Raw genomic sequence first — 15,875 nt, forward strand, 5'->3', positions numbered from 1 at the left:
GGGAACATGACAATGGCAGAGAATCAATACTACGGCACTGGCCGCCGCAAAAGCTCAGCTGCTCGCGTTTTCGTAAAACCGGGTACTGGCAACATCGTAATCAACAAGCGCAGCATCGAAGAGTATTTCGGCCGCGAAACAGCTCGCATGGTTGTTCGTCAACCGCTTGAGCTGGTTGATATGACTGAGAAACTGGATCTGTACATCACTGTTAAAGGTGGTGGTATCACTGGTCAGTCTGGTGCGATCCGTCACGGTATCACTCGCGCTCTTATGGAGTACGATGAGACTTTACGTCCTGCTCTGCGTGCCGCTGGCTACGTTACTCGTGACGCACGTCGCGTTGAACGTAAGAAAGTTGGTCTGCGTAAAGCACGTCGTCGTCCACAGTTCTCTAAGCGTTAATTCAACGCACCAGAGATTTCTCTGGTTACTGTGTACATCAAAGCCCAGCCATTGTGCTGGGCTTTTTGCGTTTATTCGCTCAGCGGGTTGTCAGATGGCTGGCCGTCGGAGCGCTTGCAAGGTTCAGTACTGCGGCCGGCACAAGTCACGGTATGGCGTGATTTATTCTGAACCGTAGCCCTTGTCAGGACCTTCATGCTGTTTTGTCGGTACAATCAGGGGCTTTATCAAAAAGAGTTGAATAATTGGCACCATAGTTTGCATTTTTTCATCTTGACGACCCGGGAAATTATCCCCACAAATCTCTCACATTTGTGGTGTTTACCTTGTCTTAAAGTGGGGTTTTCTTTATCATTTGCCGCGATAAATAGCAGCATGAAAATTCTTAATCAATAAGCTGTTGAGTCTTTCCGTAGAAAGTTAGCCGTAAGCTCCAGGGACGCAGATGGAAAGAATAATCCTGAGCGGGAGCACATGGGAGAATGTTGGATGAGCAAAGCGCCAGTAAGTAACGGCCGACGCCGCTTCCTGACTGCGACGACCTCGGTTGTTGGAGGCTTAGGTGCAGTCGCTGTCGCCGTACCCTTTATCAAATCCTGGAATCCTAGCGCCAAAGCCAAGGCTGCGGGCGCACCAGTTGAAGTTGATATCAGTAAATTAGAAGAAGGCCAGATGATCCGCGTAGAATGGCGAGGCAAACCTGTATGGGTCGTACGCCGTAGCCAGGCTATTTTGGATGAGCTGCCGACACACGATGATCGACTGCGTGATCCGCAGGCCACTGAACCTCAGCAGCCTGCTTACGCACAAAACCAATACCGTTCAGTAAAACCTGAAATCTTTCTTGCCGTCGGGATCTGTACCCACCTTGGCTGTTCTCCAACTTACCTGCCGGACAGTTTCAATGAGCAGGTCAGTGGCGTACCAGCTGGCTTTTTCTGTCCTTGCCACGGTTCTAAATTTGATATGGCTGGTCGGGTTTTCCAAGGGGTGCCAGCACCGCTTAACCTGGTGATACCGCCTCATATGTTCCTGAACGACAACACGATTTTAGTGGGTCAAGATGAGGAGACGGCATAATGGAAGGCTTGCTGGGTTGGATTGAAAAACGTCTGCCAGTGATGAATGCTTATAAAAAGCATATGTCTGAATATCCGATGCCGAAGAACTTTAACTTCTGGTATCTGTTTGGCTCACTGGCCATGCTGGTTCTGGTTAACCAAATCCTGACCGGGATCTGGCTGACCATGAACTATGTTCCATCAGGTGATGGTGCCTTTGCCTCTGTGGAATACATCATGCGTGATGTAGATTACGGCTGGCTGCTGCGTTATATGCACTCCACGGGCGCTTCGGCGTTCTTTGTTGTGGTATACCTGCATATGTTCCGTGGCCTGATTTACGGTTCCTACAAAAAGCCGCGTGAATTGCTGTGGCTGTTCGGCATGCTGATTTTCCTGGTACTGATGGCTGAAGCCTTTATGGGCTATCTGCTGCCTTGGGGTCAGATGTCTTACTGGGGTGCCCAGGTTATCATTTCTCTGTTTGGTGCTATTCCTGTCATCGGTGATGATCTGACTCTGTGGATTCGCGGTGACTACGTGATCTCCGGTGCCACACTGAACCGTTTCTTTGCACTGCATGTGATTGCATTGCCGATTGTTCTGCTGCTGCTGATTGTGCTGCACATTCTGGCGCTGCACGAAGTGGGTTCGAACAACCCGGATGGTATTGAAACCAAGCTGCCAAAAGGCGCGAAAGGTGACAACTACCAGTCTCGATTCAAGTTCCACGAGTACTACACCAATAAGTACGACATCATTGATTCAGTGCCGTTCCATCCTTACGGTACGGTGAAAGATCTCGTTGGTGTGGCTATCTTTGCTTTCTTGTTCAGCTATGTGATTTTCTTTAACCCTGAGATGGGCGGCTATTTCCTTGAGCCACCTAACTTTGAAGCGGCTAACCCGCTGAAGACACCGGAACACATTGCACCTGTATGGTACTTCACGCCTTTCTATGCGATTTTGCGTGCGGTTCCTGACAAACTGCTGGGTGTAATTGCGATGGGCCTGTCCATTGTTATGCTGTTTTTGCTGCCTTGGTTGGATCGCTGCAAAGTGCGTTCTTACCGTTACCGCAGTAAGCTGCACCTGGCAAACATCGCTCAGTTCACTGTCTGCTTCATTGCATTGGGTATTCTGGGGGCGCTTCCTGCCACTGCGGTATACACCTTGATGGCGCAGATCTTCAGTCTCGGTTACTTCATGTTCTTCGTGCTGCTGTATTTTTACAGCAAGAATGAGGCGACGAAACCGCTACCAGAGAGGGTCACATTCAAATGAAAAAGCTGATGGTTATGCTGCTGGCTCTGTTGCCGTCTCTGGCAATGGCTGCCGGTGGTAATGTTCACCTTGATGCGGCAAACAATGATTTGTCGGACGAAGCTTCACTGCAGCGCGGTGCACGTACTTTTGTTAACTATTGTTTTGGTTGTCATGCCACTCAGTATCAGCGTTACCAGCGTGTTGCGGAAGATCTGGATATCCCGGCTGACCTGATGATGGAAAACCTGATCTTTGATGAAAATGCCAAGATCGGCGATCTGATGACCAATGCAATCTCAGAAGATTACGCCGCGGCGTCATTTGGTGCCCCGGCGCCGGATCTGACTCTGGTCGCCCGTGTGCGTGGAGCTGACTGGCTGTATACCTATCTGCGTTCTTTCTACGCCGATCCAAGCCGTCCGTTTGGTGTCAACAACCTGATCTTCCCAAGTGTGGGTATGCCACACGTGCTGGAGGAACTGCAGGGCACGCCACGTAAAGTGTTTGAGACACGCACCATTGATGGTCAGGAAGTACAGGAGTTTGTTGGCCTGGAAACTGAAGGGAATGGTGAACTGAGCCCTGAAGAATATGACGCAGTGGTTCGTGATTTGGTTAACTTCCTTGAATACTCGGCAGAACCGATGAAGCTGGAACGTCAGCGTCTGGGCCTGTGGGTGATGGGCTTTATCGTTATCTTCTTTGTTCTGGCCTTGCTGCTGAAGAAAGAATATTGGCGCGATGTCCATTGATCGGGTAATCTAGTGCGTTAAGAAACTCGCAATGGGGGCAAGAGCCCCCGTTGCTTTTTGTGTATATGAGTATACTGGAGGGGTTGATGGCTGTAGCTGCCAATAAACGCTCTGTGATGACGCTGTATTCTGATGCTTCGGATATGTATAGCCATCAGGTGCGTATTGTACTTGCAGAAAAAGGTGTAAGTGTTGAGATTGAGCTGGTTGAACCAGACAACCTACCTGAGGATCTGCTTGACCTGAATCCATATAATTCTGTTCCAACTCTGGTGGATCGTGAACTGGCTCTGTATCAGGCCGGCATTATTATGGAATACCTGGATGAGCGCTTTCCTCACCCGCCTCTGATGCCTGTGTATCCGGTTGCTCGTGGTAACAGCCGCCTGATGATGTATCGCATTGAGCGTAACTGGTATTCATTGGCGGAAAAAGTGCAGAAAGGCACAGCTGATGAAGCGGATAAAGCGCGTAAACAACTGCGTGAAGAGCTGCTGGCGCTGTCACCGGTATTCGCTGAGTTTCCGTACTTCATGAGCGAAGAATTCAGCCTGGTCGACTGCTATCTGGCGCCGTTACTGTGGCGTTTACCTTCCATGGGTATTGAGCTGAACGGTGCGGGTTCGAAAGAAGTGAAGGCATACATGACGCGCGTTTTCGAACGTGATTCATTCCTTGCATCGCTGACAGAAGCTGAGCGCGAAATGCGTCTGGCTGGTCAGTGATGGAGATGGCCGAGATGACCCCGCGCCGACCTTATCTGGTGCGGGCTTTCTATGACTGGCTTGTGGATAATGATCTGACTCCGCATCTGGTCGTTGATGCAACACTGCCTGATGTGCAGGTTCCGCAGGAATTTGTCAGTAATGGACAAATTGTGCTGAACCTTGCGCCACGTGCTGTCGGTAACCTTGAACTGGGCAATGATGCAGTGCGCTTCAATGCCCGTTTTGGTGGTCGTCCGCATGCTGTAGCAGTGCCTCTTGCGGCTGTATTGGCTCTTTATGCACGGGAAAATGGCGCAGGCACTATGTTTGAACCAGAACCCGGTTATGAAATGGCAAACAGCGAGCAAGAGGGCATGTTTGGCGCAGCAGATGCTGTCGGTGATGAAGAGCATTTGTCACCGGTCAGTCTGACTGATGCAGTCGAAGAGCTTGCCTCAGAGGAAGAACCACCTCGTCCACGCGGTCGTCCAAGCCTCACAGTGGTTAAGTAATCCACTTTGACGGACATAAAAAACGCAGTGTTTCTTCCGGAGCACTGCGTTTTTCTTTATCTGATGCTTTCTGAATACCGCTGACGTGGCTCAGTCTGTGTATTCAAACGCTTTGATCACGTGTTTAACCCCTTTCACATTGCGTGCGACATCCGCGGCAATATTGCCTTGCTCTCTGGTTACAAAGCCGAGCAGGTAAACCCGCTGGTTTTCCGTTGCCACCTGTACCGCTGAATCACGCAATTTTTTACTGGCGATCAGCTGTGCTTTCACTTTGGTGGTTAACCAGCTGTCAAGACCGACATCAGACAGTGTAGGGAGCGGGCCGATCTGAAGCTGGTTATAGACATCTTTCACGCTAGCCAGCTCTTGAACGGCATCCGCTAATTGCCCGGCAGTGGCTTGATCCACCGCCTGGCCAACCAGCAGTACCCGGCCTTCAGTCGAGATTGCATTGACCCTGACTTTGCCCTGATAAGGCGGCTTATTGACTAAGCCACCAATTTGCATCGTAATGTGCTGATCCTGCCATTGCTGTTGCCCGCTGCGGGGATCGGTTTGCAGTATGGCCCCGCAACCTTGAATCAGTAAGGACAGCATCAAAATAAGAAGCAAGCGTTGCATGATCACCCTTCGTGTTGCGGGAAAAGAATCTGGTCAATCAGATCACACAGACAGTGCACCGTCAGCAGGTGGCCTTCCTGGATACGGGCGGTACGCTGCGACGGAATTCTGATCTCGACATCCTGCACACCCAGCAGTCCGGCCATCACGCCGCCGTCTTTACCCGTCATCGCGATGATGTTCATGTCACGGGTCAGGGCAGCTTCCATGGCTTTGATGATGTTTTTGCTGTTTCCGCTGGTAGAGAACACCAGCAGGATGTCGCCCGGCTGACCCAGGGCGCGGATCTGCTTGGAGAAAATTTCATCCTGATGATAATCGTTCGCCACCGCCGTCAGCGTGGTGGTGTCTGCGGTGAGCGCGAGTGCCGGCAGACTGGGACGTTCGGTTTCAAAGCGGTTAATCAGACAGGATGCGAAATGCTGGGCATTCGAGGCGGACCCCCCGTTACCGCAGCACAGGATCTTGTTGCCGTTCAGCAGGCTTTGCACCATCACCTGGGCAGAGCGGGAAATGGCGTCGGGCAATGCTTCAGCCGCTGCAATTTGTGTCTGGATGCTTTCGGTAAAGTTTTCTTTAATGCTCTCTAGCATGTTTTACTCTTCAACTAAAGTGTTGGTCAGCCACGAGATTGCGTGGTCAGTCCCTTCTATGGTGACAACATCGAAACGCAGCTGGCAGTGTTCGGCAGCCATGCCTTTTGAATGCAGCCAGTACAGTGCGGCTCGCTTCATGCGCAGCAGCTTGCGCCAATTGACGGCCTCGGCCGCAGAACCGAAACGGTTATGGGCACGGTACTTTACCTCGACAAATACCCAGCAATCACCGTCTTTCATGATGAGATCAAGCTCACCCCCCGGCAGTGAACGTTGCGGGCAATGGCAGAAAGTCCCTGGCGTTGCAGATACTGCTCGGCCAGTGACTCGTAATGGTACCCCTGACGGCGCTTATTGAACAGGTGCAATGCCATTGGGTGTGAATACCGCCCAGTCTAACTGACGCTGAACAACACAATGATCGTCTATGCTCAGCTGGCCGGTTTTACCTTGGGTGCTGTAATGCTCCACCACTTTCATCTGCGGCAGTTCAGTGATCATCCGGTAGGCATCCATCCCAAAAGCATGGAGCCGGATGGCGCTGTTTTTCTGCCCCGGCCACAGCTGTTCAAACTGTTCCATGAAGGGCTGATCCGGCGCAGCGAGCAGCGGGATATCACTAAATTCAATGCCGGACAGTTCACTGACGTTGGCGTTGTTGTCCGGGTTAGTCCGTGAGCTGGCATACAGTTTTGGCGGCGTGACATCCGGATTGATCGCCACTTCGATAAAGGGCTTGAGCAAGGTCACTTCATTCCGGTTGGCAATCAGGTACACCGCATCGGTATCGCGGCGACTGCGGGCCTGGGTTTCCAGCGACATACCCAGCACCTGCTCCATTTGCTGGCTGCGGGTCCGGCTGTCGGTTAAGCCAAATACGGCCGCCATCTGGTTCTGAATTTCACGGCTGGAGCCAAAGGTCTGGCGTTCTGCTTGGGTGCCGGTCAGTGTTTCCCATTTCGTCATGAACGCCTGGCTGACCCGTCGGCCAAAGTCATTGGCCGGTGCCATGACCATGGGGCTGCGGTGGCCTTTGGCATATAAATGCTGTGCGGCTTGCTCGGCTTCCTGCTCGGGGGATAAGGAGAAATAGCAGGTGTTGGGCTGGCTCAGATCCAGATTCTGCGGCTCATTGAGCGCCAGCTCTGTGACATTACCGCCTTCGGTAGACTGGAATTCGGTGATTTTTTCTTTTTGAAGCGGGCCAATTACCAGTTGAATGTCGTCTTGCTGAAGCTTGTTGACAATACTGAACATAGGTTCGGATTCTGTATCGTAAATCGACAGCTCGGTATTGGGGTTACGCTCGGTATCTTCCAGCATGGCATTGAGGAAGCCATCGCGAACGGCTTTGCCCTGGCTTTCGAATTTGCCAGACAAAGGCAGCAGGAGTGCGACTTTCTCCAGCGCGACCACTTCCAGGCTCATGATGGCCTGCAGTTCTTTGGGCAGGTAACTGTTGGCCGGGTGCTCAGGGTGGCTTTGCAGCCATTGTTCGACCTCGGATTTCAGCTTGACCGGGCGCTGAGCAGAAGCATTTTTGATCATGCTGAGTGCCACCCAGCCTTGCAGGACGGTTTCATCCGCACTGATGCTGGCGGCTTTCAGCTGGTGGTTATTATACTGAGACAAGTCCTGCCACAGATTCTGCCAGTTGACCTCTTTTTCGCTGCTGTTGAGATACTGTGACAGCGCTGTGCGCTCCCTGGCGGCGGCGAAGTGTTGCTCCGTCTGCGTTAACAGCTCGGCACGCAGTAGGTGGTAGCGGCGGTACTGGCTGTCGGCCAGGGTCCACCAGGGCAGGAAGTTCAGCGTCTCCAGCGCAGTTTTGGGCTGGCCTTGCTGGTAGCGCAGGGATGCTCGCGCTAACTGCCATTCAGCCATTTGCACCGGAGACAGGTTCATGCCGGCCAGTTTATTGGCTTGCTGATCCGCCTGCGGCCAGCGGCCTTCTTTGATCAGTGCTTTAAGAGCCAGTATGTGCCAGTCAATGCTCGCTGCACCTTCAGACGACTCTGCCTTGAGCAGGTAGCTGGCAGCGGAGTCAGAGGCAGGCACCGTAATATCCGCAGAGTAAGACGTTGGCTGAGTGCCTGGCGCTGAACAGCCTGCCAGAATCACGGCAAGGGCTACAGGGGCCAGAATACGTGTTACACTTTTGCGCTTATGGGTAAAATTAAGCATTGAATTCATTCAACTGTGACAAATTACTCTCTATATTAATTGCAGATGAGATCATAGACAAATGAGTGAGACCAATTCGTGCTCGGTGGATGTCGCAACTTTGTACATCGTTCCGACCCCGATCGGCAATTTAGCAGATATTACCCACCGCGCGCTGGATGTTCTGGCCAAGGTGGATTTAATTGCTGCTGAGGACACACGCCATACCTCACGCCTGCTGTCCCACTTTGCCATCTCTACCCGCACCTTTGCACTGCATGATCATAATGAACAGCAGAAAGCGGATGTGCTGATTGAAAAATTGCGTCAGGGCAGCAGTATCGCACTGGTCTCTGATGCCGGTACACCTCTCATCAGCGATCCAGGATACCATCTGGTGACTCGCTGTCGTCAGGCGGGTGTTAAAGTTGTGCCTCTGCCGGGGGCGTGTGCGGTGATCACCGCGCTGAGTGCCTCGGGCCTGCCGTCGGATCGCTTCAGTTTTGAAGGCTTTCTGCCGGCCAAAAGCAAAGGGCGCCAGGATACGTTTCGGGAACTGATTGAAGATCCGCGCACTCTGATTTTTTATGAATCTCCGCACCGTATTCTTGATTCGCTGGTGGACATGCAGGCCGTGCTGGGTCCGGAGCGCCACGTGGTGCTGGCTCGTGAGCTGACCAAAACCTTTGAAACCATTCATGGTGCGCCGTTAGGTGAGCTGATCCCCTGGCTGGGCGAAGACAGCAACCGTATCCGGGGGGAAATGGTGCTGCTGGTCGCTGGCCACCGGGTTGATAAAGAAGCCTTGCCTGCAGAAGCGCTGCGAACATTAAAGATTCTGGTTGCTGAACTGCCGTTGAAAAAGGCCGCGGCCATGGCGGCAGAGATTCACGGTGTGAAGAAAAATGCGCTCTATAAATGGGGCCTGGAGAATCTGGAATAAGTGCAGAACCGGTAAGCGCTGGCCGTTTTCTCGCCAGAGAAAGGAAGAAGTCTAACTTTCTCTGGTAACTCGGGCGGGAGTTTTATACAATCCGCCGCCTGAGTTGACCAGGTAACCGCTGCTTCGTTGATGTCCTTTGGGAGACTGACGAGGGGGAGGAAAGTCCGGGCTCCACAGGACAGGGTGCCAGATAACGTCTGGGGGGCGTGAGCCTACGACCAGTGCAGCAGAGAGCAAACCGCCGATGACTCGCTTGCGAGAACAGGTAAGGGTGAAAGGGTGCGGTAAGAGCGCACCGCGCGACTGGCAACAGTTCGTGGCACGGTAAACTCCACCCGGAGCAAGACCAAATAGGTCCCTATTGGCGTGGTCCGCGCTGGGGACGGGTAGGTTGCTTGAGCCTGCGAGCGATTTCAGGCCTAGAGGAATGGTTACCACCGCGCAAGCGGGACAGAACCCGGCTTATCGGTTAACTCACTTATTTTGGAAAGGTGGTGTTCGCAACATATGCGGGCATCACCTTTTATCGTTTCAGGGCCTGGGAATCAGAAAATATGGCTGCATCAATTGTTTGTCAGAATCGCAGTATCTGTCTTGACAACATTTTTGCTGCCTTCGTACACTTCGTGTTGGTTTTTTGTGGGAAAAAATGACGATTTTGTGGCAAAAATTGCAATTTTCCTGTTGCTTGCCCGACAAGGGCAGGTATAAATGAAAGAGGTGCACATGCATCGAAATCCGACGATTTCGGTGTGTTGCCACTGCTGTCTGTAGCGCAACAGGCAGAGCAGCGGAAAACCAACGACCCAGTAATCTCTGGTGGAGGCATCCGGCCGGTGTCTTCAGTTCGCTTATTATTCAGCTGAATCAATTATTATGTCCGAACAATTTGCTCACGTTTCCGTGCTGCTCCATGAGTCTGTCGATGGCTTAGCCATCAAACCAGACGGTATTTACATCGACGGTACCTTTGGCCGTGGTGGCCACAGCCGTCTGATCCTTTCCCACCTTGGCGAACATGGCCGTTTGTACGGCATTGACCGCGATCCCCAGGCGATTGCAGAAGCTGCCAAGATCAACGACCCGCGTTTTTCTATTATTCATGGCCCGTTTTCCGGCATGGCCGGCTATATGGCAGAGCTGGGCCTGACCGGTAAGATCGACGGCGTGCTGCTGGATCTGGGGGTCTCTTCTCCTCAGCTGGATGATGCCGAGCGGGGGTTTAGCTTTATGCGAGACGGCCCGCTGGATATGCGCATGGATCCGACATCCGGTATTTCTGCTTCTGAGTGGCTGGCCAGCGCTGAGGCGGACGATATTGCCTGGGTCCTGAAAGAGTTTGGTGAAGAACGTTTTGCCAAGCGTATCGCCCGTGGCATCGTGGAATACCGCAGCAATCCGGACAATGTGCCGCTGGAGCGAACCACGCAGCTGGCCAAGCTGATTGCTGACGTTTCACCGTTCAGAGACAAGCATAAACATCCGGCGACCCGCAGCTTTCAGGCGATCCGCATTTATATCAACAGCGAGCTCGAAGAGATCGATACCGCCTTACACGGTGCGCTGGAAGTGCTGGCGCCTGGTGGCCGTCTGTCAGTGATCAGTTTCCACTCGCTTGAAGATCGCATGGTGAAGCGTTTTATTCGTAAGCAGAGCAAAGGGCCTGATGTCCCTGCCGGCTTGCCGCTGACCGAAGATCAGATCAAAGCGCTGGGCAGTGCTGAGTTGAAAGCCGTGGGTAAAGCCATTAAGCCGACGGCCGCGGAGACGCAGCATAACCCGAGAGCGCGCAGTTCTGTGTTGCGTCTGGCTGAACGCCTATGAGTACCCAGCCAGCAGCCGCAGACAGCCTGATTCGTCAGATCGGCCGTGATCTGTTATCCGTCGGCCGTGTGCCTTTGGTGCTGCTGGCGCTGGTGCTTATTTCTGCCTTGGGGGTGGTCTATATCACCCACCAATCCCGCCAACTGGTCGCGCAACAGGAGCAACTGCTCATTGAGCGGGATGATCTGGATATCGAATGGCGTAATCAGCTGCTGGAAGAAAACTCGCTGGCTGAGCATAGTCAAATTGAAACCCAGGCTGAGAAGGCGCTTGATATGAAGCGACCTAATGCAGCGAATGAAATTGTTGTCCAGTAATGAAAAAAGCCGCCTCTTCACCTGAACCGCAGACGCCGCGCCCTTCGGCCTCCACACCTGCGTTTATTCCCTGGCGTTTCGCCCTGATCTGTAGCTTTGTTGGTCTGGCACTGGTGGGCCTGATAGCCAGAGCCGCTTATATCCAGGTATTGGAACCCGGTAAGCTGATCCAGGAAGGGGATCTGCGCTCGCTGCGTGTCAAAGCCATGCCGTCTGCGCGGGGGATTATTTCCGATCGCAATGACGAGCAACTGGCCGTCAGTGTGCCGGTTCAGGCGGTCTGGGCTGATCCTGTGGATATTTATAAGCATGGCGGCCTCTCAGAGCCGGCGCGCTGGCATGCGCTGGCGGATGTCTTGGGGTTGGATCGTCAGGACATGCTTGCCCGGCTGGAAGAGAATAAATCCCGTCGCTTCATTTATCTGCAGCGTCAGGTCAGTCCGGCCATGGCGGCCTATGTCGGTAAGCTGAAATTACCCGGTATTGGCCTGAAAGATGAATCGCGTCGCTTTTACCCGGCGGGTGAAGTGAGTGCTCACCTGATAGGGGTCACGGGTATTGATGGCCGCGGACTGGAAGGCGTCGAGCGGACCTATGACGGCTGGCTGACCGGTGAGCCGGGCAGACGCACGGTACGGAAAGACAGGTACGGCCGGGTGGTGGAAAACATTTCACTCAAGCAGCGCGAGCCGGGCAAACCGCTGGCGCTGAGTATTGACCAGCGCTTGCAGGCGGTGGCTTACCGGGCCGTGAAGCAGGCCGTGGTGGATTACAACGCGACCTCGGCCACCATTGTGATGGTCGATGTGCGGACCGGCGAGATACTGGCCATGGTCAACGCGCCCTCTTATAACCCCAATAACCGCGATCAGCTGCAAAGTTTCCGCATGCGTAACCGCGCGATTACAGATGCGATGGAACCGGGTTCCACCATCAAACCTTTTGTAGTCCTGGCTGCGCTGGAAAATGGCGTTGCCGATGAGAATACCATCATCGATACCGGCAACGGGATTATGCAGGTAGGCGGCAGCCGGGTGCGGGATGTGTCACAGGTCGGCAAGGCCGATTTGGCGAGAATCCTGAAAAAGTCCAGTAATATAGGTGTCAGTAAATTGTCTTTGTCCATGCCTGTGGATGCGGTGCTGGGCATGTACAGCGGTGTCGGACTGGGGGAAGCCTCGGGCATTAACCTGATTGGCGAAGCGCAGGGATTGTTCCCGGATCGCCGCCGCTGGTCGGATTTTGAGCGGGCGACCCTGGCCTTTGGTTACGGGATTTCCGTCACCCCGATTCAGTTAGTCCGTGCTTACGCCACCTTGGGCGGCTTAGGGATTAACCGGCCGCTGTCGATCTTAAAAACCGAAGCTGTGGTGCCGGGGCGTCAGGTGGTGTCGGCAGAAAATACCCGCAAAGTGCTCAATATGCTTGAAGGCGTCACCCATGCTGACGGCAGTGCCAAGCACGCGGCCGTGCCCGGTTACCGGGTGGGCGCTAAAACCGGTACCGCCAAGAAAGCGGCGGCCGGTGGCTATGGTGATGAATATGTCGCAATGACCGCAGGCCTGGCCCCTATCAGTGATCCCCGCCTGGCGATGGTGGTGGTGATCAATGAGCCCCAGGGCGACGCATATTACGGCGGTCAGGTCGCCGCGCCGATTTTTGCAGAAGTGATGGGCAGTGCCCTGCAAATTCTCAACGTCAAACCTGATGCCGGAAAAGGCGATCAGCTCAATATCGTCCATAACAGAGGCCAATCTGATGCCGGAACCTGATGTTTCAATTTCTTTGGGGGAGCTGTTCGCTTCCTGGTTTGCGCCTGAGGTATTCGCGGCTTCCGTCTCTGCCCTGCCGGTCAGAGAACTGACCCTCGACAGCCGCGCTGTGGTGCCGGGCAGTACTTTTGTCGCCATTAAGGGCCATGCGGTTGATGGTCGCCAGTATATTGATGCCGCGATTCAGGCCGGTGCCTCGGCTGTGCTGGCCCAGGCTGAAGAGAACCAGCAGGATGGCGAGATACGTTATCAGAGCGGTGTGCCGGTGATTTCGGTGCGCGATTTGCCGGCAAGGCTGTCTGCCCTGGCCGGTGCGGCTTACGGCCAGCCCGATCAGCAGTTGCAGCTGGTCGCTGTGACAGGCACCAACGGCAAAACGACAGTCAGCCAGTTACTGGCACAGTGGGCGGGTTTGCTCGGCCGTACTGCCGGGGTGATGGGCACCACAGGCAATGGCCTGTTGTCCGGGCTCAAGCCGGCCGTGAACACCACAGGCAGCGCCATCGATATTCAGAAAACCCTGGCTGAGCTGGTCAGGCAGGGCGCAGATTTTGCAGCGATGGAAGTGTCCTCGCACGGTCTGGTACAGGGACGGGTAAAAGCCCTGCATTTTGCGGCGAGTATTTTCACCAATCTTAGCCGGGATCATCTTGATTACCATGGTGATATGGCAAGCTATGCGGCAGCCAAGCAAAGTTTGTTCACGGAACATAGCGCAGGTATCGCTGTCATTAATGCTGATGATGAGGTTGGCCGTCGCTGGCTGAACGAGCTGCCTGACGCGGTTGCGGTCGCGAGCGAATCGTCACATCTGTCCGGGCACCATGGTCAGGCGTTGTGGCTGACGGCCGTCAGCTATTCCACCCTGGGGGTGACTGTGTCTTTTGATTCCAGCTGGGGGCAAGGCGACTTTACCGCGCCGCTGGTGGGCGCTTTCAATGTCTCTAATTTGTTGTTGTCGCTGGCGACGTTACTGGCAATGGGATATCCCCTGAGTGCCTTGCTGGCCACAGCGCCCCGCCTGCAGGCGGTGATCGGTCGGATGGAAGTTTTTCAGGCCGCTGACAAACCTATGATGGTGGTTGATTATGCTCACACCCCGGATGCGCTGGAGAAAGCACTGGCAGCGTTACGCCTGCACTGTGAAGGGAAGCTCTGGTGTCTGGTCGGCTGTGGTGGTGAGCGTGATCGCGGGAAGCGGCCGATGATGGCTGCGGTGGCTGAGCAGTTGGCCGATTATGTGATCCTGACGGACGATAATCCGCGCAGTGAATCACCCCAGTCAATCGTGAATGATATGCTGGCCGGACTGGCGCAGCCAGAACGTGCCCAGGTGATTCATGACCGGGCAGAAGCCTGCCGGCGCGCATTCAGCCTGGCGAAGGCACAAGACATTGTACTGGTGGCCGGTAAAGGCCATGAGGATTATCAGGTACTGGCGGGGAAAACTATTCACTATTCAGATCGTGAAACCGTACAGGCCTTGCTGGAGACACATTAAATGATTGAGGTGACACTGAGCGAACTGGCCGCGGCGCTGAACGCCCGCTTGATTGGCCAGGATGTCAGTATCGATGCAGTTTCAACGGATACCCGGACCATAGTGCCGGGTACCTTATTTATTGCGCTCAAAGGTGAGCGCTTTGATGCCCATGACTTTGCCGCAGATGCAAAGACCAAGGGTGCATCCGCCTTGCTGGTGAGTCGTGCGCTGGATGTGGCGTTACCGCAACTGCTGGTGAGCGATACCCGTCAGGCGCTGGGTCAGCTGGGAAGCTGGCTGAAAGCGAAGATGACGCGTGAACATGGCCTCAAGACGGTGGCCCTGACCGGAAGCTGTGGCAAAACCACAGTCAAGGAGATGGTGGCCGCGATTCTCTCTCAGTGCGGTCGCGTGCTGGCCACCGCCGGCAATTTTAACAATGATATCGGTGTTCCCCTGACGCTGTTGCGACTGACACCGGCCCATGAGTTTGCCGTGATTGAGCTCGGCGCCAATCACGAAAAAGAAATCGCCTACACCTCAGCGCTGGTGCAGCCCGATGCGGCACTGGTCAATAATCTGGCGGCGGCGCATTTAGAAGGTTTCGGCTCGCTGGAGGGCGTTGCAAGAGCCAAAGGCGAAATTTTCGAAGGGCTGACTCCCGGTGGCACAGCTGTTTTTAATCTCGATTCTCATGCTCTGGAGCGTTGGCTGCCGGTACTGGCCGACAAGCAGCTGGTGGGTTTTACTGTGGCGGACTCAGTGCCGTTCGCTGCTGATGATTCTGACAGCAATTCTGTCGCAGGGTTCTCAGCCAGCAAGATTAGCGTTAACGGCCACGGCTGCCCTTGTTTTACAATGCACACGCCTGCTGGTGATATTTCACTCACTTTACCACTTGCTGGCCGTCATAATGTGGCCAATGCGCTGGCCGCGGCGGCGCTGGCAATGGCGATGGGAGCCACGCTGGCGCAAGTGGCGTCGGGATTAGCGCAGATGGCCGCCGTCAAAGGACGTGCATTGGTGCTGGAACCCAGACCAGGATTGCGTCTGATCGACGATACCTACAATGCCAGTGTGGCCTCAGTGAAAGCGGCGATTGATTTGCTGGCGGATTTTAAAGGACAACGTTGGCTGGTATTTGGCGATATGGCCGAAATGGGGCAGGAAAGTGAGCGGATGCATCGCGAGATTGCCGATTACGCCCGGCAAAAACAGCTGGATCGTATTCTGACCGTAGGCACAGCCAGCGCGATTGTAAGTGAAGTGAACCAGGGACAGCATTTCAGGGATAACCCGGCATTGATCGCCGCGTTGATCGCTCAGGTACAGCAATTTCATCATGAATCCGGACTGGATTCTCAACAACAACAAGAAATAACAGTGTTGGCAAAAGGGGCACGCAGCGCCCGTATGGAAGACATTATTGCCGCTCTGCAGGACTTATAAC

General features: G+C 54.1%; 17 protein-coding genes and 1 other RNA gene. 13 read left to right on the forward strand and 5 right to left on the reverse strand.

The window, feature by feature from the left end:
• The first annotated feature begins 12 nt into the window (after window positions 1–12).
• From rpsI to sspB, 6 genes are all read left to right on the forward strand, one after another.
• Window positions 13–405: a 30S ribosomal protein S9 gene (gene rpsI, locus P4S53_RS11250; protein WP_027253694.1), complete on the forward strand. Its 393-nt coding sequence runs from the start codon at window positions 13–15 to the stop codon at window positions 403–405.
• 489 nt (window positions 406–894) lie between these two features.
• Window positions 895–1,485, forward strand: coding sequence for a ubiquinol-cytochrome c reductase iron-sulfur subunit (petA, locus tag P4S53_RS11255; protein ID WP_120513397.1), 591 nt, complete (start codon window positions 895–897; stop codon window positions 1,483–1,485).
• Window positions 1,485–2,750 (forward strand): cytochrome b, encoded by a 1,266-nt coding sequence (locus P4S53_RS11260; RefSeq protein WP_027253692.1) that lies wholly within the window; start codon window positions 1,485–1,487, stop codon window positions 2,748–2,750. The genes petA and P4S53_RS11260 overlap by 1 nt, the downstream gene beginning before the upstream one ends.
• Window positions 2,747–3,484, forward strand: a complete 738-nt coding sequence (locus tag P4S53_RS11265) for a cytochrome c1 (protein WP_337112753.1) — start codon at window positions 2,747–2,749, stop codon at window positions 3,482–3,484. The genes P4S53_RS11260 and P4S53_RS11265 overlap by 4 nt, the downstream gene beginning before the upstream one ends.
• 86 nt (window positions 3,485–3,570) lie before the next feature.
• Window positions 3,571–4,209 carry a stringent starvation protein SspA gene (gene sspA / locus P4S53_RS11270; protein WP_027253690.1) on the forward strand — a complete coding sequence of 213 codons (639 nt, stop codon included), beginning with the start codon at window positions 3,571–3,573 and terminating at the stop codon, window positions 4,207–4,209.
• Window positions 4,209–4,703, forward strand: a complete 495-nt coding sequence (sspB, locus tag P4S53_RS11275) for a ClpXP protease specificity-enhancing factor (RefSeq protein WP_337114466.1) — start codon at window positions 4,209–4,211, stop codon at window positions 4,701–4,703. The genes sspA and sspB overlap by 1 nt, the downstream gene beginning before the upstream one ends.
• 90 nt (window positions 4,704–4,793) lie before the next feature.
• On the opposite strand, the gene P4S53_RS11280 is transcribed toward sspB, so the two are convergent.
• The 5 genes from P4S53_RS11280 to P4S53_RS11300 are packed head-to-tail and all read right to left on the reverse strand — an operon-like array spanning window position 4,794 to window position 8,107.
• On the reverse strand, window positions 4,794–5,327 hold the full coding sequence (locus P4S53_RS11280) for a BON domain-containing protein (RefSeq protein ID WP_337112754.1): 534 nt from the start codon (window positions 5,325–5,327) through the stop codon (window positions 4,794–4,796).
• A gap of 2 nt (window positions 5,328–5,329) precedes the next feature.
• Window positions 5,330–5,920 (reverse strand): phosphoheptose isomerase, encoded by a 591-nt coding sequence (locus P4S53_RS11285; RefSeq protein WP_027253687.1) that lies wholly within the window; start codon window positions 5,918–5,920, stop codon window positions 5,330–5,332.
• 3 nt (window positions 5,921–5,923) lie between these two features.
• Window positions 5,924–6,163 (reverse strand): YraN family protein, encoded by a 240-nt coding sequence (locus tag P4S53_RS11290; protein ID WP_337112755.1) that lies wholly within the window; start codon window positions 6,161–6,163, stop codon window positions 5,924–5,926.
• Complete coding sequence (locus P4S53_RS11295) at window positions 6,160–6,297, reverse strand: hypothetical protein (protein ID WP_337112757.1); 138 nt, start codon at window positions 6,295–6,297, stop codon at window positions 6,160–6,162. Before P4S53_RS11295 ends, P4S53_RS11290 begins: the two co-directional genes overlap by 4 nt.
• Window positions 6,275–8,107: a penicillin-binding protein activator gene (locus P4S53_RS11300; RefSeq protein ID WP_337112758.1), complete on the reverse strand. Its 1,833-nt coding sequence runs from the start codon at window positions 8,105–8,107 to the stop codon at window positions 6,275–6,277. The genes P4S53_RS11295 and P4S53_RS11300 overlap by 23 nt, the downstream gene beginning before the upstream one ends.
• 61 nt (window positions 8,108–8,168) lie before the next feature.
• On the opposite strand from P4S53_RS11300, the gene rsmI reads away from it, so the two are divergent.
• From rsmI to murF, 7 genes are all read left to right on the forward strand, one after another.
• Window positions 8,169–9,029 carry a 16S rRNA (cytidine(1402)-2'-O)-methyltransferase gene (gene rsmI / locus P4S53_RS11305; protein WP_337112759.1) on the forward strand — a complete coding sequence of 287 codons (861 nt, stop codon included), beginning with the start codon at window positions 8,169–8,171 and terminating at the stop codon, window positions 9,027–9,029.
• 99 nt (window positions 9,030–9,128) lie between these two features.
• Window positions 9,129–9,510: RNase P RNA component class A (gene rnpB, locus P4S53_RS11310), an RNA gene on the forward strand.
• A 395-nt stretch (window positions 9,511–9,905) separates the two neighbouring features.
• A complete protein-coding gene (gene rsmH / locus P4S53_RS11315) occupies window positions 9,906–10,853 on the forward strand; it encodes a 16S rRNA (cytosine(1402)-N(4))-methyltransferase RsmH (protein WP_337112760.1) in 948 nt (315 codons plus the stop codon).
• Window positions 10,850–11,170 (forward strand): cell division protein FtsL, encoded by a 321-nt coding sequence (ftsL, locus tag P4S53_RS11320; protein ID WP_337112761.1) that lies wholly within the window; start codon window positions 10,850–10,852, stop codon window positions 11,168–11,170. The genes rsmH and ftsL overlap by 4 nt, the downstream gene beginning before the upstream one ends.
• Entirely contained in the window at window positions 11,170–12,942 is a 1,773-nt protein-coding gene (locus P4S53_RS11325; protein WP_337112762.1) for a penicillin-binding transpeptidase domain-containing protein, read from the forward strand. Before ftsL ends, P4S53_RS11325 begins: the two co-directional genes overlap by 1 nt.
• Window positions 12,929–14,443, forward strand: a complete 1,515-nt coding sequence (murE, locus tag P4S53_RS11330) for a UDP-N-acetylmuramoyl-L-alanyl-D-glutamate--2,6-diaminopimelate ligase (protein WP_337112763.1) — start codon at window positions 12,929–12,931, stop codon at window positions 14,441–14,443. Before P4S53_RS11325 ends, murE begins: the two co-directional genes overlap by 14 nt.
• A complete protein-coding gene (gene murF, locus P4S53_RS11335) occupies window positions 14,444–15,874 on the forward strand; it encodes a UDP-N-acetylmuramoyl-tripeptide--D-alanyl-D-alanine ligase (RefSeq protein WP_337112764.1) in 1,431 nt (476 codons plus the stop codon).
• Window position 15,875: the final 1 nt, after the last annotated feature.

It is taken from the genome of Photobacterium sp. Hal280, assembly GCF_037162255.1.
Taxonomy (GTDB): Bacteria; Pseudomonadota; Gammaproteobacteria; order Enterobacterales; family Vibrionaceae; genus Photobacterium.